The organism is Sinobaca sp. H24 (assembly GCF_023845525.1).
The window spans coordinates 1-18,339 of record NZ_JALBWT010000007.1 but is presented as its reverse complement, the minus strand read 5'-3'; the positions used below and the strand labels follow the sequence as shown (position 1 = coordinate 18,339).

Here is an 18,339-nt window from a genome sequence, read left to right as displayed (position 1 = left end):
CAACGAGCTGAATCTCGATGAGCAGCAGCTCGCCACTATATATGCACCGGTATCTTTTTCTGAGCAGCCTCTTTACAGAAGGGGCCGAAGTTCAGACAGAAGAAGCACACAATCAAGCCTATTGGATGGTATACGCCCTTGTTTTTGCCATTTATCTGCTTGTGATAATGTTTGGTTCGATGATTGCAACGGAAGTAGCTACCGAAAAATCCTCCAGGGTGATGGAGTTAATTGTTTCCAGCGTTAACCCAATTACACAGATGTTCGGAAACTTGTCGGCATCGGTATGGTAGGCCTTTTAAATGTAGCCGTTCTGGCAGCCGCCGCTTTTATTGGAAATGCCATCAGCGGTGATAATATACTTGAAGGGTTGTTTAGTGAAGCAATTGAAGTATCCCTGCTTTTATATGCCCTGCTTTTTATTGTGCTCGGCTATTTTCTGTACGGCGGCATTGCCGCTATGCTTGGAGCACTCGTCAGTCGCGCAGAAGAAGTGAATCAGGCGATTCAGCCGCTCATTTATGTAGCTATGATTGCATTTTTTATAGCTATCTTCGGCCTGAACGCCCCGGATGCGACAATCATTCACATCTTATCGTATATTCCATTTTTCACGCCGCAGCTGCTTTTCCTAAGATCGGTATGACCTCAGTGCCGACATGGGAGATCATTTTAATTATTGTTATTCTTACCATCAGCGCAGTGCTTATTAATATGCTCGCAGCCAGAGTATATAAGGGCGGCGTGCTGATGTACGGGAAATTTTCTATTAAAAATGGCATGAAGCAGGCATTTTACTATTTCCAAAAAAAAATAACGCATAACAAAACCGGGAGCGGATCTGCTCCCGGTTTTGTTCGTGCTGTATGTGCTCCATTTATGAATATTTTTTCTCCCAGCGCTGCAATCGTCCTCGATTGTAGCGTTGAATCATAATAAAAGGCATGTTAAAGCTGAAGGCGTAGAGCATGATAAACCAGCCGGACAACGGATCATTGAATAGGAAAAAAAAAGGTGCTGGAAGCATCTGCAGCCAGTGCGAAAGCTCCGAGCGGCTCGTCTCCCGTTTAAATACCGCCATGTCTTCAGCACTTCGCAGCCGCAGGGTGCTTTTCGCAATTCCCATTTTGGTCCAGGAGCCCGCTTCCGGCAGACGATGCTTCCATTTTTTGATTTAAATATATCGTATATTTTTCCATCATTTTTCCCAATTACGAATGGTATACAGCCAGGAAAAAGAAGCGATAAAAGACGGGGGCAGAAAATAAACAATGGTGCTGATGCTCACATGATAAACAGCCACGCGGCTGCATTTATCCAAATCATTCAAATGCCCCTCTCTACTTCCCTGCAATGTTACGGCCTTTCCATGTCGCTTTTTTAAAGAAAAACGTTTTAAGCAGCGAATACATAAATATACAAAAAAAAATAAAAAATATACCGGAAACAAAAGCGCGTCAAACCACCGAAAATTCCCAATATCCCGAAGTGTTTTATAAAGCCATAACGCTATAGCCAGATAGCCGGCCAGGCTCCACCATCCGGCTTCAGGACTGTTTACGAAAAAAGAAACTACCGCAGTAATCCATATTACATTTGCTGCAGTCAGCCATAAAGAAGCGGTTTTCGCTCCGGAGGCGAAGCTTTTAGACCAGCCCTGCACGACATCTATAAGCCTTGCTTCATACATTCTCATATTCAGTACCCCTCTGCCGCTGAAAGCACGGGTCTCTATTCCCTGCTGCTGTGCTCTCCGGGCAAAAGCCAAATGTTCTACGATCTCGCTTTTAATACATTCATGGCCGCCCATTTCCCAATACATCTTCCGTTTTATTAGAAGACAGGGTCCAAAACCTCCCTGAGCCCTGCTATGCTTTGCGAAAATGTGGGTAATTCCAGAAGAGGCAAACACGACCAGATGAAAGACTGCCGACAGTTTTTCCCAAAAAGAATACATAAAATGAAAAGGATGTACTGTCACAAAGGAGGCTGCTTCCGGTTGTTCTAAGTATCGAATCATACGGTCCGGACCGTCCTCTGAGAACCAGGTGTCCGCATCTAAAAAACAAAGCGTATCACCGCCTGCCTGCCGGGCTCCTTGAAAACAGGCCCAGGACTTACCCATCCATCCTTTAGGAAGAGGCGGAGTGCTGACGACTTTTACCCCGAATGAGGCAGCCGTCTCTTTTGTTCCATCACTGGAATCATCATCGACGACGATTACTTCCCGCTTGTCATTGGGAACAGCCAAAAGAGAAGGCAGCAGCCGTTTCAGATTTTTTTCTTCATCACGGGCTGGAATAATAATAGAATAGGTGCCGGTTTCTTTGACCGGCATGATAGGAAAAGAGACCCTCTGCCAAAAAAGCAGAAGGGTCGCCAGTATTGCTGTTACAAGAAACCACATCATTACTCACCTCAGGATTTTACAGCTTTTTTTGGGGCTCCCGTGCTTTTCCAGAATAGCGTTGGCTGCCATGTGTCCGGACAGCGTTACCATTGGCACACCGCCTCCTGGATGAGTAGCACCTCCTACAAAGTACAGGTTATCCACTACGCTGCTCTTTGTATCCATTTTAAAGCCGCCGTTCAGCTTGCGGTCTGTGACTACTCCGTAAATAGAGCCGCCGTTGGAGCCGTAGAGAGATTCGATATCATTCGGCGTGAATGTATATTCATACTCAATCCGATCACGCAGACCTGTCATTCCCATACGTTCGAGCTTGGAAAGTACTACGTCACGATAGCCGGAAAAGTTTTTATTCCAGTCTTCTCCTTTTTGCAGCGCGGGTACGTGCGTCAGGACAAACATGTTTTCTTTGCCTGGAGGAGCCTGGGATGAATCACTTTTCGACGAAATACCTACGTATACTGTAGGATCATCGGCCGGCTTCTTTTCTTTAAAAACCTGTTGAAATTCTTTTTCCTGATCCTCGGAGAAGAAGAAATTATGATGACCCAGCTTATCATAGTTGCTGTCTACGCCGAGCAGCAGTACAAGACCGGATACCGTAGGCTCAAACTTTTTGCGGTCGGCCAATGCTTTTTTGCGGAGCTTTTTGCTTTCCAGCAGATGTTCATAAAATGGAATAACCTCCAGGTTGGACACAACAAGATCTGGAGTTAGAACATCGCCGCCGGCTAAATGTACTTCTTTCACCTGTTTCTTTTTCGTTACTACTTTTTCCACTTCTGTCTCCAGACGTATCTCTACGCCCAGTTCCTCAAGCACGCTCTCCATAGCTTCTGCAATTTTGTACATGCCGCCCTGCACATAGAAAACGCCAACGCCCAGCTGGACATGTGTCATCTGCGACAACATAGCAGGAGCGTCATAAGGCGAAGAACCGATATACATAATAAGAAAATTAAACATCTGCTGTAGATGTTTATCCTTAAAGAACCGCTCCGTCGTCTGGTTCAAGGAATGAAATGGGTCCATGGCCCACATTTCCTTAAGAGAGTGATTGGCGCGCAGATCTGATACACCTGAAATACTGTCACGGTAGAAAGACTTCATGCTTAAGTCATACATCTTATGGCAGTAATCCAGATATTCAAAAAAGCGGGAAGCATCGTCTTCCGACACTTTCTTCAATTCTTCCAGCATTTTAGGGAGGTCACTCGTTAAATCAATTGTTGTTCCATCTTCAAAAAATGTCCTCCAGCCCGGCTCAATGCGCTGGATGTCCAAATAATCGTGAACGTCCTTGCCCACTGCTTCAAACAATTCTTCGAGCACCCAGGGGAGAGTCAAAATAGATGGACCGGTATCAAAAATATACCCCTTTCCCGTCCGCTGATTGAGTTTTCCACCAAGACGTTCTCCTTTTTCGATAATCGTTACGTTATAATCTTCTCCAGCTAAACGAATCGCAGATGCCATACCTGCAAGTCCTCCGCCGATAACAGTTACATTTTCGGGCATAATGACAGGCTCCTTTATGGTAAATTGGGTTATTTCCTTTATAAAAAGGAAGCGGTAACAGAACATTTTACTCCCTCTAATATACCCTTTTCAACTGGAAATTACTCTCTATAGCCCTTGTTTCGATTATATTTCAAAAAGGAAGGGTATAAGTAAAAAAAGAAATGAGGCCTTTCTATGCTGAAATTAATTGCTGCAAACATAATCCGCGCTATTCCTGACAAAGCTTCAGGCAGGTCAATGATAGACTTTGAGACCGTCCGTGAAGTGAAGGAAGTATTATTGGAGGTAGAAGAGCGAACCATTCACCTTTCCATTTATTATCCTTTGTTATCGATCAATGAACCGCTTCCTGCATATATAACCTGCACGGCGGAGCCTTTATTATGAATAACAAAGACATGGATGACCCATACTGCCGGTATCTGGCAAACCACGCCCGCACTGTCGTTGTAAATGTCAATTACAGCAAGGCACCCGAAACCCCGTTTCCTGGTGCACTTGAAGAATGTTATCAGGTTATGCAGTGGCTGCGCCGCAATGGCTCTGCTTTGGGTATAGATACCCGCAAAATAGCGGGGGAGGCCAAAGCTCCGGCGGCAATCTTGCTGCAGCATTATGCCTGCTGCTAAAAAAACGCCGGAGAAGCAGCCTCTGCTTCAAGTATTGTCTGCACCAATGCTGGATTTTGTTACTCCGCATGCAGACAAACCCGAGCCGGATCCACTGCGGGCAAAATACCCACAGGCAGCCGGATTTTTAAACGCCTGCTATGTACCAACGATAGAACAGGCATCCAACCCGCTTGCCTCTCCGGTTCTGGCAGCTGATGTAAGCGGACTGGCTCCTGCACTAATCGTTTCGGGTGAAAATGATGCTTTCCGCCCTGAAATAGAACGCTATTCTGACAAGCTGAAAAGAGCCAAAGTGCAGGTACGCTATGAACTATTCAAAGACTGCACCCATACGTTCATGAATACCGGTCCTGAAAAAGATGCCGCTGCAGCCTGGAATATTATAGCATCAGAACTGCACCGAGGTTTTTATCCATCTTCCTTCTTTAAGACCCATCGCCCCTCTTAAAATATGGCAATCCTTTTTATCGAAAAATAGCAGAGAGCATGTAAAAAAGCCGGTTAAAACAATATGTTTGTTTTAACCGGCTTTTATATTTACCAACTGCATCAATCCCTGCTGAAGAATTAATAATGTAAAGACAATTATACGCACTATGTTAGATAAGCTTTTTTTGACGAAGCTGCTGTTCCGCGAGCAGTGGCAGCAGGTTATCAAAAACGTGTGTATCATCATCGTACACCGAATAGCCTCCTGCATATTGATCACTGTTTCCGCTGTTCTGATGCACTTTTAGACGATCAAATATATCCATTGCCAATTCTTCTTCGCCTTCAGCTAAACAGTACATGACAAGCAGGCCATAAATAGCCGGAGACTCGTATTCTACGTTTTCTTCTTTAGTTTCTATATCATATTGTCCGAACACCTGCCCGTGGTCGTCCATTTCTTTACGAATAAAGGCAAGAAAATCAGTCGTCTGCCCACCGCTCTGAGCTCTGTATAACGCTACCAGCGACTGGTCAACGATGTTGACACTTTCATCATATTCGTACTCCGTTTCTTCCACATTATAGCCTTTTGGAAAAAATCCATTTCGTAAAGGTGCCTCTTCTAATATCCGCTCCATGTTGTCATAGATCTGCTGATCCAGTACCCTTTCATCCCGCATGCGGCGGAGAGCCTGCATGTCAATGTAGGACAGCGTAATCACATCACTTGCATAGTCATCATTCGTTTCATAAAAATCGGTCAATACGTTTTCATTTAAATTATTTCGGTCGTATATGAAGCAATACGCTGGGCAGTCTCCTGGTATTCCGTTTTGTCCCATCTGTCAAATCCTTTGTAAAGAACCTCCACCAGTCTGATATCATCTACCAGCGCATTTGTTGTTTCCATCTTGTTCCCGTTCTCCTGTACTTTCCAGTGAACAAACCCATCCTCTTCTAAAAAATAGGTCTGCAGCTGTTCGAATCCTTTTGAAAAAGCTCTTCATCATTTTCTTTGAGAGCAAAATCCATCCACCAGCCCCAAACGTTTCCGACAACGACTCTCTTCCCTTTACCTCATCCGAATCTTCTACATCGCCGTCCTGAATATAGGTAGCAACGGTGCCGTTGTCGTTCAGCATCCAGGTCTGAATGAATCCGGATACCGGATATTTACTATCCACTACCTCTTCTGAGGGAGGCGGGCGAGGAGGAAGAAGAGGAATAATAAAAATAAATGCCTGTTCCCACTAAAGCCGCAATGATTAGAATAACTACCAGCATTTTCAACCACTCCCCACTCCTTTAGGTGATAGACTCTGATTTCTGCTTGGGGTTGAGAGCGGGCGCCTTCCATTCTTGAATCTGCTGTAGAATCGCCTGAGCACTCTCTCCATTTCCGAATGGGTTTTTAATTTGACTCATTTCATGGTATGCCTGCGGATCATTAAGAAGCTGAGAAGCTTCCTTATAGATCATGTCCTCCGATGTTCCTACCAGCTTCAGCGTTCCGGCTTCCACCCCTTCCGGCCGCTCTGTCGTATTACGGGCTACGAGCACGGGTTTTCCTAAAGCGGGTGCCTCTTCCTGAATTCCCCCTGAATCTGTAATAACCAGATAGGAATGCTTCATAACGTGAACAAAGTTTTCATAATCCAACGGCTCAATAAGGTGTACCCTGGAAGTATCTTCTATTGTTTCTGTTACTTTTTTTCGGATGACCGGGTTTTTGTGTACCGGAAAAACAATTTGAATATCGTCATTTTCCTTAACAAGACGATTTATTGCTTTGTAGACATGCTGTAGTTCTTCAAGGTTTTCCCGACGGTGCGTCGTTAAAAGAATGGTTTTTTTCCCTGATTGAAAAATAGGTTCCAGATATTCTGGAAAAGTATATGGCTTATTGGCTACTGTCAGCAGCGCATCAATTACTGTATTGCCGACTACAGCAATTTTTTCATTCTGCACATTTTCCTGAAGCAGATTTTCTCTGTTGGCAGCCGTGGCGGAAAAATGATAATCTGCAATTCGACCCACCAGCTGCCGGTTTCCCTCTTCCGGAAACGGTGATTTCATATTATTTGTCCGCAGGCCGGCCTCTACGTGAGCGACCGGCACCTGCTTTAAAAAAGAAGCGTAGGCTCCTATAAACGTTGTCGTCGTATCTCCATGAACCAGCACCAAATCTGGTTTCTCCTGTTCGATAATAGGCGATATTCCTAAAAAGATCCGGCTTGTCAGCTGCTCCAAAGACTGCCCGTTCTGCATAATATTTAAATCATAATCCGGTACAATATGAAACAGCTCCAGCACCTGGTCGAGCATCTCTCTGTGCTGGGCTGTATTAACAAACACACTTTCAAATTGAGTACTCTGATTTAATGCCTGAATAACCGGGGCCATTTTGATTCCCTCTGGCCTTGTACCCAGAATTGTCATTACTTTCAGCATGTTATCCGCTCCTTTAGTTAGATGGATGGTTTACGTATTCTGCTTGAAACGCTGGGTTTTGTACCATTTCACTTCCTGTTTGAAAACTACCCTGCGGATTTCCAGCACTGTCGCATAGGCAACCAGCGCCACCCAGAGCTGGGAATAAGTGAAGTACATAAACACAACGACCAGAGTATTCTTAAATGTAAGCTGTCCCTTTTCCATACTCAATGCTATTAATGCTTCTGTTACAAAGAGCAGAAAACCGGTAATAAGCAGTACGATAGAGATCGGACCGATACTCAGCTCCAAATCAAAAATCAGGTTCGATACAAAAATGCCATGCGATAAAATGATCCCGGAAAAGAAAAGAATGTAGGTGAATAAAAAGTAGAAAAGATCAAACGTAACCGTTTTATTTTTCATTGGGGAGAACAAATATTTAAAAATTACATATTCGTTGCCTCTTGCCCAGCGGGTACGCTGTTTCCACCATACCCTGAGCGTTTCCGGCTCCTGCTCCCATGTGACGGCTGAAGGGAAAAAGCGGATGTAGTAGCCAAGATTGTAAACGCGAAAGCTTAATTCTGTATCTTCAGACAAAGCTTTTTCGTCCCATCCACCAAGCTGCTGTAATATAGAACGCCGGATAGCAAAGTTTGTGCCTGGTATGGTAGTCATTTTAAACCAGTACCAGCGTCCTGCCTGAGCCAGCCACTGAAACGTTAATGTTTCCACATTAATTAATCTGGTCAGCAGGTTCTGCTTAGCGTTTGTTACCCTGAACTTACCCACCACTGCGCCTGCTTTTTTATCTTTTGCGATACCGAGAGCCAGGTAATAAACAGCGTCCGGCTCAGGGGTGTTGTCTGCGTCATACACTACTACGACTTCACCTGTAGCATGTTTTAATCCTTGATTTAAAGCGCCGGATTTACCTTTTCCTATATTAGGGGGCTTCGTATGAACTACTTTAACGAACGGGTGCTTTGCTGCGTATAAATCTGCTATATGGCCGGTGTTATCACTGGAATTGTCATTAATAACGATGACTTCGAGCTTTGTTTTATCGTACCGAAGAGCGATCATCGACTGAATGGTCTGCTCGATAACTACGTCTTCATTATGCGCCGGAATGAGTATACTGACTGTTGGAAGCTCAACCGGCTCATCTGTCCATTCCTTTTCCAGTTTCTTATGCTTCAGCGAATACAAGTACCCCCCGTGCATAAGAAACATGTGATAAAACAACATCAGCCAGATAATAAATAGTGAAGTATATAACAATACATCTGCCATACGGTTTCCTCCCCTTTAGCTTTTATTTGCCTGCGAACGGTTTCTAAAGATGTAAAAGAAAAATATAATAACCGCAAGTCCACCGATGATCGCAATAAGCCGAACCATAGCTTCTACGGTATTGTTTAAAAAGTAGAGCGGATAAGAGAAGCCCGATGTGTAAAGAGCGATACGGTCTTTATTAACGTCAATTTCACCGCCGTCTGCTCTTATTTCTACTTTATCTGTGACTACTTGACTCTCTGTTTCTTTTAAATCAATCCATTCAATACCTTCAATTTTTTTCATGCCTTCCACTACTTCAACGAGACCGTCCAGGCCTAGATAAGGGTGGTAAAAAGCAGAAGTAACGCCTCCGTCGGTAAATTGATACTCTTCAGCGTTTTTCATCATGATATCAACAGCGTCTGGTTCATCCGGCTGTACGTACCCCATTGTTTCCGGGTATAAAGTCATTCCATGGAGATACGTTGGCTGCCCTATCGTCGGAATCGGCCGCATAATTTCCCAGTTTTCATCACTCATCTGCACCTGTCCTACATAGGTGGAAAAATAGTCTGATAAAACTTCGTATCCGTTTTGGGACATTGTATAATGCGGAGCTTCAAAGGCAAGCGGATACAGCTCGTACTTCGCCAGTTCATCAATACCGCTCTCAATTCTGTCTTCAATATAAGCTCTTTCATAATCAAGATTCTCCTGATTGTATGCTTCAAATTCTTCAGGACTTTCGAAATCTTCTTCGGTTTTCGGATTCACTTCTTCATTTTCTCCATGGTAAATGGGCATATTATTTTCCACATCCCAGAACTCAAACCCTTCTCCTGTTTCACTTGATCTGAACTGGTGGGTATACCCATGCAAAACAATACTTGCTCCATCTTCCTGCATTTCCTGTAATACAGAGGTAAGCTTTTTATTATCAGAAAAACGATATTCCCGTCCTGTTTCAGGATCTGTGTAAATGGGAATAACCGCTATCATGTACGGAATATTCTCACTTTTGAGGTAATCAGCTATTTCTTGTACCTGCTCTGCATCCGCTAATGGATGAACATCTTCCAGCCTTAAATAGCCCGGATGTCCCTCTTCCTCTTCCTCATTGAATATTCCAGCCATTTCCTTTGCAAACATAACAGCATGCATGGAATCTAAGTTGGGAGCAGCGTAATAATATATATCATCCTCTATAAAAAACAGAGGGTTTTCCTGATTTTCATTGGTTCCATACAATAGTATTTCTGCCGACTCAGAGGGATCCGCAGGAAACATAGCCTGAGATTCAAATTCAAACTGCATTGTCTTCATTGTCAGCTTCATAGGCGCCTTCCACCGCTTCCTGTAAAGAAGTGTCCACATGGTCAAGCTGGGAGCTTAATTGGTCCGCATTATAACCAATAATTGTTTTTACACCATCAAAATCAGCAAACAGCTCTACTGTTTCTTCATGTAACTGCTCTTCCACCTTTCCGTAGTAAAAAAGGTGTGTGGTTTCTTCCAGGTCTTCAGCTTCTAAGCTGTTGGCTTCTACGTAGGAAATATCCGTCGTGTACCGGCTGATCATTCCATCCAATACCTTTTGGTTTTCCTCTACTTTTCCGTTCTCTGAAGAATACATTATAACTGCTTTTTTTCCTCCGCCAGCGTCTGCTTCTGCCAGATTCACCGGAAAAACACTCATAAGTACCAATAATACAACGCCCCATACCAGTTTCCCGTTTCTTTTCATCGGCCATCCCCCTAAATCTCTAAATGTATTCTTAATAAAGAATTTATATGTTCTTTAAAAAGAATACAAAGCCGATTTCGAACTATATAAAGCACTATAGGTTCTTTAAAACGAACTAAATAGCTCATCCTTTGATTTACTTCAAATTTCATTATTTTCTAAAAATAACCAAAAGAATAAATCCTCTACTGTGAAACAAAAAATCTTTTTCTTTCGTTTGAATGGATACAAGAGAGAATTTGTTTCACTGTTAGTTGATGGATTATATAGTGGAAACACTCTTCAGCCTTCCGCTACAGAGAACGTTTTATGTGGTTAAAAACATCAAAAAACCGGACGCAGAGTGTTTTCTCTGCGTCCGGCATAAGTGTAAACCAGGACTTTTGGTGCTTTTATTTGTTCTGCGAAAGCTGCTCATTATTTGAATAAATACCAAGCGAAGCCAGGACAGCAAAGATCGAGGAAATCAGTGCAGATACTGCCGTTTCAATTTCTGTAAGATTGTCCAGACCAAAAAAAGCGCCGAGAGCAAGAACAAGAAGCGGGACATTATATAACACAATTTTTTTGATGTTTTTTTGTGTCACTAATTTCTCTCCTTTCAACGAAGCGTTACATAGTTTTCATTTGTCGTAATATACAGGCCGGAAACCAGACGGTATAACGTTGAAGAGCTGCCGGGTACAGATACGACCTCCACTACGGTAAAAGCTTCCCCTTGAACGACCTGCCCCGCTACTGCATCTGCGGCAAAGGAAGGACGGGAGCGGACATTCACCGAGGCCGCTGTAACAATGACGAGCCGCCCTTCCACTTTGGCCCGGTCGAGTGCTTCCCAGGTCTGCAAACCTGCTATACCATCCACAGTAAGATCCATTCTTCGTTGAAACGAACGCACCGCTTCTTCGGTTTCTGCCCCAAATCCACCATCTGCCCCAAATTGAGGCAGACTTTCTCCTGCAGCCAGCAGGTCGTTCTGCAGTACAAGAACATCCGGTCCGCTGTCTCCTCTGCGCAGAACGGGACGGCCGGGGTTTCCTACCGGGTGCCCGCTTACGATAGCGGCACGTACTACATCCATATTAATGCCCGGGCAGGCATTGGAAGCATGCCCTGGATATTCATTGTGACCGCGCAGGTTCGAAACAGCCACATTAATGCCACTGGTACTGCGAAGGGCCGTAACCAGATCAAAATAGGACTGCTCCTGAGCGCCCGTAAAAGACCCGTTTCCTACCAGACAGATACCGATTAAGGGCGTGTTGTTGTTTCCAACATGATATGACACACGATCTATGCTGTTTGCCCATTGAATCGTGCCGTCTTTTGTAATCACAAAGTGATACCCGATACCCGGCCAGCCCAATGTATTCACGTGGTAGTTGGCGAAAGAAAAAGCATCGCCTGACGTGGTGGCGGAATGATGGCGGGCAATCCCTGTAATTTGGGACCACGATCTGGAAGCAAATGATCCATTTCTTTTGACCTGTCCTCTTACATCTACAAGCTGAGTTAAATTTCTGTACAATCTCATCGCCTCCTGAGTTTTTTAGGCTTACCATCTCTAAAGGGAGCCTGGGAATTTTTTTACAACCACTATTTATATATTGTTATTTTTTTAATCAGGAGGAGAGAGTTATCACACTAGAAAAAAGAGCAGCTCAGGGCTGCTCTTTACGTTTGTTTTTCTGATTTATTAAATCCTGAAATTCCCGGTCCAGTTTTATTTTTTCCTCTCCCTCTGCGCTTCCCAGACGGCTTAGTATTTCCGTTATCTTTATTTCAAGTACAGACAAGAGTATTTCATCTTTCTCTATGGCGGGAGCCGCTTCCTCCCTCAACGGTTTCTTTATTTCAGCTTCACCTGCTTCAATTTGCATTATATGGGTTGCCGTACTTTCTATAAACTCTCTATCATGTGTAACAAATATAATCGTCCCCGGATACGTTTGGATTAACTTCTTTATCGCTTCTTTTGCTTCTATATCCAAATAGTTGGTAGGCTCGTCAAGAAGCAGTATATTTGCAGGCTCCAGCATAACTTTTATTAAAGCCGCCTTCACCTGCTCTCCTCCGCTCAAAGAGGATACAGGCTGATGCACTTTTTCTTCTTTGAATTGAAGACCCGCCAGTACTGTTCGAATAAATATTTCTGTATAAGGGCTGAGCTCCTGCATGTTAGCCAAAACTGTCTTTTTAAGATCAAGGTGGGAAATCTGCTGATCAAAGTAACCAATTACAGCCGGCTTTGCCGTTTGTATTCCTTTTTCTCCTTGATATATTTTCTGAAGAAATGTAGTCTTCCCGGACCCGTTCGGGCCGAGAACAGCAAGTTTGGTACCCGGTGTTATATTTGCAGATTGTATATGAAACAGCAGACGTCCTTTCCGAAAAATGCTGCCCTCTTCTAAAAAGACAGCAGATTTTCCGTACAATGGCGTAAAAGGCTGCTGTTCAAAGCTCAAAGTGCCATGTTTAAACGGCTTTTTTTCTTATCCAGCTGAGTAATTCTCTTTTCCACTGATTTTCCTGCCCGGCTTAATTTCGCTTTTTGACGGCCGACACTGCGTTTATGCAGGCGGGCTTCTGAGTTACCCATCCGGCTGGGCGCTTTTTTCAGCTGGCGGGACAGCTTTTCTTTCGCTTCGGCTGCTGTTTCAAGTCTCTTTTTTTCTTTTTTGTAGCTTTCGTATTCTTTTGCCTGCAGCTCTTTTTCTTTTTGTTTCTGCTTTTGATAAGCACTGTAGTTTCCCGTATATTCTTTAATAATTCCGTTTTCCATTTCCCATATCACCGTGCAGACGGCATTCAGAAGCATTTCATCATGGGAAATTAATACGATACCTCCCTTAAAACCCTGCAGATTTTTTTCAAGCTGCTTTATTCCACTAATATCTAAATGGCTCGTCGGTTCATCTGCTAATAGAAAACGGGTATCTGCCGAAAAAGCCTGTGCAATTTTTTTTCTTGTTTCCTCTCCTCCACTTCCTTTCATTTGTTCCGGACCAGGGACTCCCCAGATACTTCTGTCTTTCTTTGGCAGGAAAACTGATTCTGAATGCTCCATCTGCGGGATAACAGTAGGCTCTTCCCACAGATTCACCGTACCCTTATCCGGCTTTTCCCAGCCCGCGATTAAGTGGAGAAATGTTGATTTCCCGCTTCCGTTTTTTCCAACAATGCCGATCCGGCTGTTATCATATATTTTGAGATTTGCTGTTTGTATCATTTTTCTGGCGCCATAACTTTTTTCCACATTTATTATTTCTGCTGTTAACATAAAAAAACCTCCCTAGATAATCTAGAGAGGATCAGCCGTTGTCAAAAAGGCACACGTTTCCCATAAGGAAGATATGTGTTGCATGGAGGCACCTCTATGAAGACAAACTAATCCTGTCTAGACGTTAACTGCTTTTCATTATTTATGATAGGCACGTCTTTTGATCAGGATTACTGCTTCATTGGCAGGGTACCTCTCTTTCCGTTGAATAAATTCTATTTTCAGCATAAGGCGGCCGCCCTGTTTTTGTCAACGGCACTTATATAATTAAATACATGACGGAAATAACTACGGAAACAATAAACCCCAGTACAATCACGCCGTTATACTCTTTTCTTAATATGGAGGCACCCAGTCCTGAGGCGGCCAGTATATATCCTGCCGTTAGAAAATAAAAATTATCCATAAAGAAAACAGCTGCAATACTGGCAAGCATGGCCGCAATAAATAAGTAATAAGAAGTTTGTTTAATAAATAACAGGCTCTGCAGATACAGGCTGTCATCGCGGACGTTCCAAGTACCCAGGACGTCCGTAATTTTTCCCGGGGAAGGCATGTCTTTGAATTTTGTATAAATAGGCTGGAGATAAGGAGCCGATCCTGAAAGACTCTGGAAGCCGTAGGCAAAATTATCTTTTCCAAACGTACTGAGCGGGTAGCCTGCCGGGGCTTTGGTATCGTTGTACTCTGGAGAAAGCGGCCATTCTGCATCCAGGCAGAAAACAACGCGGCGCCCGGAAAATTCTCCAAAATAATGAAACACTCCGGTACTTTCTCCCCGCTGAAGTGGATGTCTTAATAAACTGTTGTTCTTTTTTAAAGAAGCAGCCACGCTCGTATCTATAGGAACCCAGCCATATTCTTCTATATAGCATTCGTTCCAGACATGAGGCTGGAATTTTTTCATGAATGCCCCGATTACTGAGCGACAGGGGATTCCAAGCGCCCGGGCATAAGAGCAGAAAAGAAACGAAAACTCCCCGCAGTCTCCTTTCCCTTCTTTTAAAAAGAAAGAAGCTCCCCGTTTTTCCGGCGGAAAATGATATGTATACGTATTGTATATATGTTCAAACAGATACTGCAGTTTCTCTATAGGATTTTCTGCGTTCTGCGATATTTCCTCCGCCTTTTCCCGCATCGCTTCATTAACCGGGCTTAAGTAAGTATTCCGTAAATAAAACTGTTTTTCTGCCGGCGTCAGGGTTTCAGGAGCTTCATTTTCTTCAAGAGACGAGGAATACAAATCCATTTCCGCACTTACGTTAATCGTCTCTCCCGATGCCAGCTGATAATAGGCGAGTTCCTGTCCCAGATACTCCGAGAGTTCCTGTGGTTCTGTGGAATACGTTACTTTTTTTACACACTGGCAGGCCATCTGCGGCGGTACAGCCAGCCAGAGGGACAAAGAGTCCTGCTGTCTGTTTTTGTAGGTGTAATCCAGAACGACTGATTTTTCCAGTATAGGCATTCCTCTGCTCCTTTCTTGTTCTTTAATCAAAATACCCTGTTTTTCCCAGAAAAAACATCGGATTCTGCGGCTAACAGAATCCGATGTTTTCTTAAGAAAGAGAAGGATCAAAAAGTTCTTTATCCTCTATTTTGTTGGTTACAGTAGTAATAATGAGACCTAAAATAGTAATGCCTGCCCCAATAAATGTTAACACCATAAAAGAAGCTCCATTATTCAGCACAAAGGTTCCAATTACAGCGCCCAAGGCGTTGGATAGGTTAAAAGCTGAAGCGGCAATAGTCCCGGCAAGGGATGGTGCTTCTTGTCCGGCAATAATCATTTTTGCATTCAAAAGCGGTACGGTTCCAAATGCACAGAGACCCAGCAGAAAGCCTGCCAGAATAGCAGTAGGGCCCCACTGCACAAGAAACGTAAAAGATCCCAGCACAAGACAAAGGCTGGCTAGTGCGAAAAATAGCCGCCCGGTCAACACCTCTGCACGTACTCTGCCTGATACAAAGTTTCCAATAACTGCGCCGCAGCCGAAAGCGAATAAAGCAAAAGTAACTCCTGTAACACCAAACCCGGCAATTTCGCGTAAAATAGGCTCTTTGAATGTATACGTGGTAAATACTCCGGAATAGCCGAATAGAACGATAGCTATGACGAGCAGCACATTTTTGTTTTTCATTACGCTGAGCTCTTTTTTTATATTGGGAGCTTGAAGGGGTTTTTCGTTTGGTACAGCTAACAGCAGACCGACAAGAGCCACTGCTCCTAAGATGGCTACAAGCCAGAACACAAAGCGCCAGTCGAGCATTCCGCCTAAATAAGATCCAAAGGGTACTCCAATCATAATTGAAATTGTAAGCCCTCCATTCACGGCTGCAAGCGCTTGTGATTTTTTGGAGGCTGCCGCCATTTTAAAAGCTACCGCCATGCTTAAACCAAAGAAGGGGGCATGCATAGCAGCCGAGCATAACCTTGCCAGAAGAAGCACTTCGAAGTTTGGAGCCAGGGCTGCCATAACATTACTTCCTACAAACACCATCATACAGGAAAGTAGAAGCGGCTTAACTGGAAGCTTTATCGTCAAAATCCGCAGCACTGGTCCAAATACCGCTACGCTTATTGCATATACACTAAGAAGCATACCGGTTGTTGAGACAGGGACATCCAAATCACCGGCAATTTGTGTCAAAAGGCCGGTCACAACATATTCTGTCATTCCAATAGCAAATGTGCACATCATAAAAACGAGTAATACAATTCCGGCAGAGCCCTGGATATGTTTTATCATACAATACCTCCTATGCTTCGTTTTTTCAACGAATGATGATCCTATGATATTTTTTAAGTCTTGTCTACTGTTTTTACTTTAAAAATGAAAAACAGAACATTTTTTTCATAAAAAAATAGAAATTCAATTTATTTTCCATTAAGAAAGTTCTAACTTTTCTTATAAACTGCCATTTCAACTTCATAGGTATGTAAACACAAAAAAAGCCCCCAAAAAAATTTGGGAGCCTTACCATATACATATAAGAATAAGACCAAAAGACAAGGCTAAATTTTATAATTTTGGAAGGAACGGATCTGTGATTCAGTCTTGGCAAAAACATTTCCTGCCTCTTCTGAAGAAATATCAAAATGTTCGCTTGCTTTTTGTTCTACATATTCATCATTTTTAGCTTCGTCGAAATGTTCACCCTGTTCTGTCAGAACATCGTATTCCTTACGCATAAATAAATAAATTTCTCTTTGCGGTTCCTCAAGTGATTGAATAAACTGCTCTGTTTCTGGATCATTTTTTACGTAACTCATCACTATTCCTCCTCTTTCTGCTTTAAAAAAAGACTTCTCTATTAAGACGCTAATTCCTTCCACCTGTTACATTTTACACATTTTTTCATGATTCATGCTACAGAGACTTTGTTACTTTTTTTGTCTGTCCTGCTTTCTTTTTCTGGACATCATAAGCAAACACAAAGCTTGTTACATCAGTAAACGCAGCTACAGGTGTTTTTAAATTCGGCTGATTGGACAGCATAACCCCTTCAAGCCTCCACTCCTGCATATGTCCGGGCGGCATATTAATAATGTCTACAGGCTCTTTTACTTCCTGCTTTTCCCCATTCCGCTCAATCTGCTTTTGCTCAAGCAGTTCAATGCGGACTAAGGAGCCGGCTTTATCCTTTACGGCAATATGTCTGTTATGGACAGCCCTGGTAGAAGAGGCACTGTTATAAGCCTGAACAATTAAAGTAACCGTCAGCCTTGTAGCTGTTTCCGGATCCGCCGGAACGAGCCGGCCGCTCTCCAAGTTTGTGTAATCAAAATTTGTATCCGTTACATAGGTCGTAATGGTCCCTCCAAATTGTTTTGCCAGCAGTACCAGCAGCAGGACAATTAGTAAAAGAGGTATTATTCCTGCTAATATCATTCCTTCCCACATCAACAAGAAATAACCTCCTTTGGCTCTCTCTATCTTTTTACATTATAACAAGAATTGCCGGCGGTTTCAGAAGGAATAGCAAACTCTTTTCTTTTTTCATTTTTACGTTACAATAAAAGGATTGCTGTATACATTTAATGGAAACTTATATTGAAAGAAAGAAGGCGTTTTTATGGCTGCTGTTTTGTCTCCTAAACGTCGTTTGTGGATGGCTGCCGTTCTAGGTTCCCTTGCAGCCTTTGGTCCGCTGACGATTGATATGTATCTTCCAAGCTTTCCATCTATATCTAATGATCTGCAGACAAGTGCCTCCCTTGTACAGCTGAGCCTGACTGCCTGTCTTCTCGGTCTGGCTGTAGGACAGCTCGTGATGGGGCCTATGAGCGATGTACGCGGCAGAAAAGGTCCTCTTTTGGGAGCTTTGGCTGCTTTTTTTGTGGCTTCCATCCTCTGTGCTGTCGCTCCTACTATTTGGGTGCTTATCATCTGCCGTTTTATTCAGGGCTTTGCCGCGTCAGCAGGAATTGTTATCTCCCGGGCCATCGTACGCGATTTATTCCAGGGAAAAGAATTAACAAAGTTTTTTGCTCTCTTGATGCTTGTGAACGGACTGGCTCCTATTTTAGCTCCCGTCTTTGGGGGCATCATTCTGGAATTTACCATATGGAATGGTATTTTTATCGTATTAAGTGCCGTAT

General features: G+C 43.4%; 21 protein-coding genes and 1 pseudogene. 5 read left to right on the top strand and 17 right to left on the bottom strand.

Going from position 1 to position 18,339, the window contains the following annotated elements; genetic code table 11:
• Positions 1-17: 17 nt before the first annotated feature.
• Positions 18-646, top strand: a pseudogene (locus MMY81_RS35170) (ABC transporter permease).
• Positions 647-877: 231 nt separating this feature from the next.
• Here MMY81_RS35170 and MMY81_RS11245 read toward each other — a convergent pair.
• Genes MMY81_RS11245 through MMY81_RS11235 form a run of 3 tightly spaced genes read right to left on the bottom strand, consistent with a single transcriptional unit; the run spans position 878 to position 3,928 of the window.
• A complete protein-coding gene (locus MMY81_RS11245) occupies positions 878-1,174 on the bottom strand; it encodes a glycosyl-4,4'-diaponeurosporenoate acyltransferase CrtO family protein (protein ID WP_308215311.1) in 297 nt (98 codons plus the stop codon).
• A gap of 24 nt (positions 1,175-1,198) precedes the next feature.
• Complete coding sequence (locus MMY81_RS11240) at positions 1,199-2,410, bottom strand: glycosyltransferase family 2 protein (RefSeq protein WP_252312973.1); 1,212 nt, start codon at positions 2,408-2,410, stop codon at positions 1,199-1,201.
• Between the two features lie 3 nt (positions 2,411-2,413).
• Positions 2,414-3,928 carry a phytoene desaturase family protein gene (locus tag MMY81_RS11235; RefSeq protein ID WP_252312972.1) on the bottom strand — a complete coding sequence of 505 codons (1,515 nt, stop codon included), beginning with the start codon at positions 3,926-3,928 and terminating at the stop codon, positions 2,414-2,416.
• 177 nt (positions 3,929-4,105) lie between these two features.
• Between MMY81_RS11235 and MMY81_RS11230 the strand changes: the two genes are divergently transcribed.
• Genes MMY81_RS11230 through MMY81_RS11220 form a run of 3 tightly spaced genes read left to right on the top strand, consistent with a single transcriptional unit; the run spans position 4,106 to position 5,011 of the window.
• Entirely contained in the window at positions 4,106-4,318 is a 213-nt protein-coding gene (locus tag MMY81_RS11230) for a hypothetical protein (RefSeq protein WP_252312971.1), read from the top strand.
• On the top strand, positions 4,315-4,560 hold the full coding sequence (locus MMY81_RS11225) for an alpha/beta hydrolase (protein ID WP_252312970.1): 246 nt from the start codon (positions 4,315-4,317) through the stop codon (positions 4,558-4,560). Before MMY81_RS11230 ends, MMY81_RS11225 begins: the two co-directional genes overlap by 4 nt.
• The gene (locus tag MMY81_RS11220) at positions 4,547-5,011 is read left to right on the top strand and encodes an alpha/beta hydrolase fold domain-containing protein (protein ID WP_252312969.1); all 465 of its coding nucleotides are present in this window, start codon (positions 4,547-4,549) and stop codon (positions 5,009-5,011) included. The genes MMY81_RS11225 and MMY81_RS11220 overlap by 14 nt, the downstream gene beginning before the upstream one ends.
• A 151-nt stretch (positions 5,012-5,162) precedes the next feature.
• Here the strand turns inward: MMY81_RS11220 and MMY81_RS11215 are convergent, their stop codons facing one another.
• From MMY81_RS11215 to MMY81_RS11150, 14 genes are all read right to left on the bottom strand, one after another.
• Positions 5,163-5,837 carry a hypothetical protein gene (locus MMY81_RS11215; protein ID WP_252312968.1) on the bottom strand — a complete coding sequence of 225 codons (675 nt, stop codon included), beginning with the start codon at positions 5,835-5,837 and terminating at the stop codon, positions 5,163-5,165.
• A gap of 39 nt (positions 5,838-5,876) precedes the next feature.
• A complete protein-coding gene (locus MMY81_RS11210; RefSeq protein WP_252312967.1) occupies positions 5,877-6,179 on the bottom strand; it encodes a hypothetical protein in 303 nt (100 codons plus the stop codon).
• Positions 6,180-6,300: 121 nt separating this feature from the next.
• Positions 6,301-7,446: a non-hydrolyzing UDP-N-acetylglucosamine 2-epimerase gene (wecB, locus tag MMY81_RS11205; RefSeq protein ID WP_252312966.1), complete on the bottom strand. Its 1,146-nt coding sequence runs from the start codon at positions 7,444-7,446 to the stop codon at positions 6,301-6,303.
• A gap of 30 nt (positions 7,447-7,476) precedes the next feature.
• On the bottom strand, positions 7,477-8,727 hold the full coding sequence (locus MMY81_RS11200) for a glycosyltransferase family 2 protein (protein WP_252312965.1): 1,251 nt from the start codon (positions 8,725-8,727) through the stop codon (positions 7,477-7,479).
• A gap of 15 nt (positions 8,728-8,742) precedes the next feature.
• On the bottom strand, positions 8,743-10,047 hold the full coding sequence (locus MMY81_RS11195; RefSeq protein WP_252312964.1) for a polysaccharide deacetylase family protein: 1,305 nt from the start codon (positions 10,045-10,047) through the stop codon (positions 8,743-8,745).
• Positions 10,016-10,456 carry a hypothetical protein gene (locus MMY81_RS11190; RefSeq protein ID WP_252312963.1) on the bottom strand — a complete coding sequence of 147 codons (441 nt, stop codon included), beginning with the start codon at positions 10,454-10,456 and terminating at the stop codon, positions 10,016-10,018. Before MMY81_RS11190 ends, MMY81_RS11195 begins: the two co-directional genes overlap by 32 nt.
• A 392-nt stretch (positions 10,457-10,848) precedes the next feature.
• Positions 10,849-11,043, bottom strand: coding sequence for a hypothetical protein (locus MMY81_RS11185; protein ID WP_252312962.1), 195 nt, complete (start codon positions 11,041-11,043; stop codon positions 10,849-10,851).
• 14 nt (positions 11,044-11,057) lie between these two features.
• Complete coding sequence (locus tag MMY81_RS11180) at positions 11,058-11,984, bottom strand: peptidoglycan recognition protein family protein (protein ID WP_252312961.1); 927 nt, start codon at positions 11,982-11,984, stop codon at positions 11,058-11,060.
• A 133-nt stretch (positions 11,985-12,117) separates the two neighbouring features.
• On the bottom strand, positions 12,118-12,891 hold the full coding sequence (locus MMY81_RS11175) for an ATP-binding cassette domain-containing protein (protein WP_252312960.1): 774 nt from the start codon (positions 12,889-12,891) through the stop codon (positions 12,118-12,120).
• 26 nt (positions 12,892-12,917) lie between these two features.
• Positions 12,918-13,736 carry an ATP-binding cassette domain-containing protein gene (locus tag MMY81_RS11170; protein WP_252312959.1) on the bottom strand — a complete coding sequence of 273 codons (819 nt, stop codon included), beginning with the start codon at positions 13,734-13,736 and terminating at the stop codon, positions 12,918-12,920.
• 259 nt (positions 13,737-13,995) lie between these two features.
• Positions 13,996-15,204 carry a transglutaminase-like domain-containing protein gene (locus MMY81_RS11165; RefSeq protein ID WP_252312958.1) on the bottom strand — a complete coding sequence of 403 codons (1,209 nt, stop codon included), beginning with the start codon at positions 15,202-15,204 and terminating at the stop codon, positions 13,996-13,998.
• Between the two features lie 91 nt (positions 15,205-15,295).
• Positions 15,296-16,486 (bottom strand): MFS transporter, encoded by a 1,191-nt coding sequence (locus MMY81_RS11160; protein WP_252312957.1) that lies wholly within the window; start codon positions 16,484-16,486, stop codon positions 15,296-15,298.
• A 266-nt stretch (positions 16,487-16,752) separates the two neighbouring features.
• The gene (locus tag MMY81_RS11155; RefSeq protein WP_252312956.1) at positions 16,753-17,010 is read right to left on the bottom strand and encodes a hypothetical protein; all 258 of its coding nucleotides are present in this window, start codon (positions 17,008-17,010) and stop codon (positions 16,753-16,755) included.
• A 97-nt stretch (positions 17,011-17,107) separates the two neighbouring features.
• Positions 17,108-17,647 carry a hypothetical protein gene (locus tag MMY81_RS11150; protein ID WP_252312955.1) on the bottom strand — a complete coding sequence of 180 codons (540 nt, stop codon included), beginning with the start codon at positions 17,645-17,647 and terminating at the stop codon, positions 17,108-17,110.
• 166 nt (positions 17,648-17,813) lie between these two features.
• Here MMY81_RS11150 and MMY81_RS11145 point away from each other — a divergent pair.
• A partial coding sequence (locus MMY81_RS11145) for a Bcr/CflA family efflux MFS transporter (protein ID WP_252312954.1) occupies positions 17,814-18,339 on the top strand: 526 nt, incomplete at its 3' end.

Coding starts and splice junctions, on each gene's coding strand:
- MMY81_RS11165 (WP_252312958.1), bottom strand. CDS start 15,204: ATGCCTATACTGGAAAAATCAGTCGTTCTGGATTACACCTACAAAAAC.
- MMY81_RS11230 (WP_252312971.1), top strand. CDS start 4,106: ATGCTGAAATTAATTGCTGCAAACATAATCCGCGCTATTCCTGACAAA.
- MMY81_RS11155 (WP_252312956.1), bottom strand. CDS start 17,010: ATGAGTTACGTAAAAAATGATCCAGAAACAGAGCAGTTTATTCAATCA.
- MMY81_RS11215 (WP_252312968.1), bottom strand. CDS start 5,837: ATGGGACAAAACGGAATACCAGGAGACTGCCCAGCGTATTGCTTCATA.
- MMY81_RS11240 (WP_252312973.1), bottom strand. CDS start 2,410: ATGATGTGGTTTCTTGTAACAGCAATACTGGCGACCCTTCTGCTTTTT.
- MMY81_RS11170 (WP_252312959.1), bottom strand. CDS start 13,736: ATGTTAACAGCAGAAATAATAAATGTGGAAAAAAGTTATGGCGCCAGA.
- MMY81_RS11195 (WP_252312964.1), bottom strand. CDS start 10,047: ATGAAGCTGACAATGAAGACAATGCAGTTTGAATTTGAATCTCAGGCT.
- MMY81_RS11160 (WP_252312957.1), bottom strand. CDS start 16,486: ATGATAAAACATATCCAGGGCTCTGCCGGAATTGTATTACTCGTTTTT.
- MMY81_RS11235 (WP_252312972.1), bottom strand. CDS start 3,928: ATGCCCGAAAATGTAACTGTTATCGGCGGAGGACTTGCAGGTATGGCA.
- MMY81_RS11220 (WP_252312969.1), top strand. CDS start 4,547: ATGCCTGCTGCTAAAAAAACGCCGGAGAAGCAGCCTCTGCTTCAAGTA.
- MMY81_RS11200 (WP_252312965.1), bottom strand. CDS start 8,727: ATGGCAGATGTATTGTTATATACTTCACTATTTATTATCTGGCTGATG.
- MMY81_RS11190 (WP_252312963.1), bottom strand. CDS start 10,456: ATGAAAAGAAACGGGAAACTGGTATGGGGCGTTGTATTATTGGTACTT.
- wecB (WP_252312966.1), bottom strand. CDS start 7,446: ATGCTGAAAGTAATGACAATTCTGGGTACAAGGCCAGAGGGAATCAAA.
- MMY81_RS11225 (WP_252312970.1), top strand. CDS start 4,315: ATGAATAACAAAGACATGGATGACCCATACTGCCGGTATCTGGCAAAC.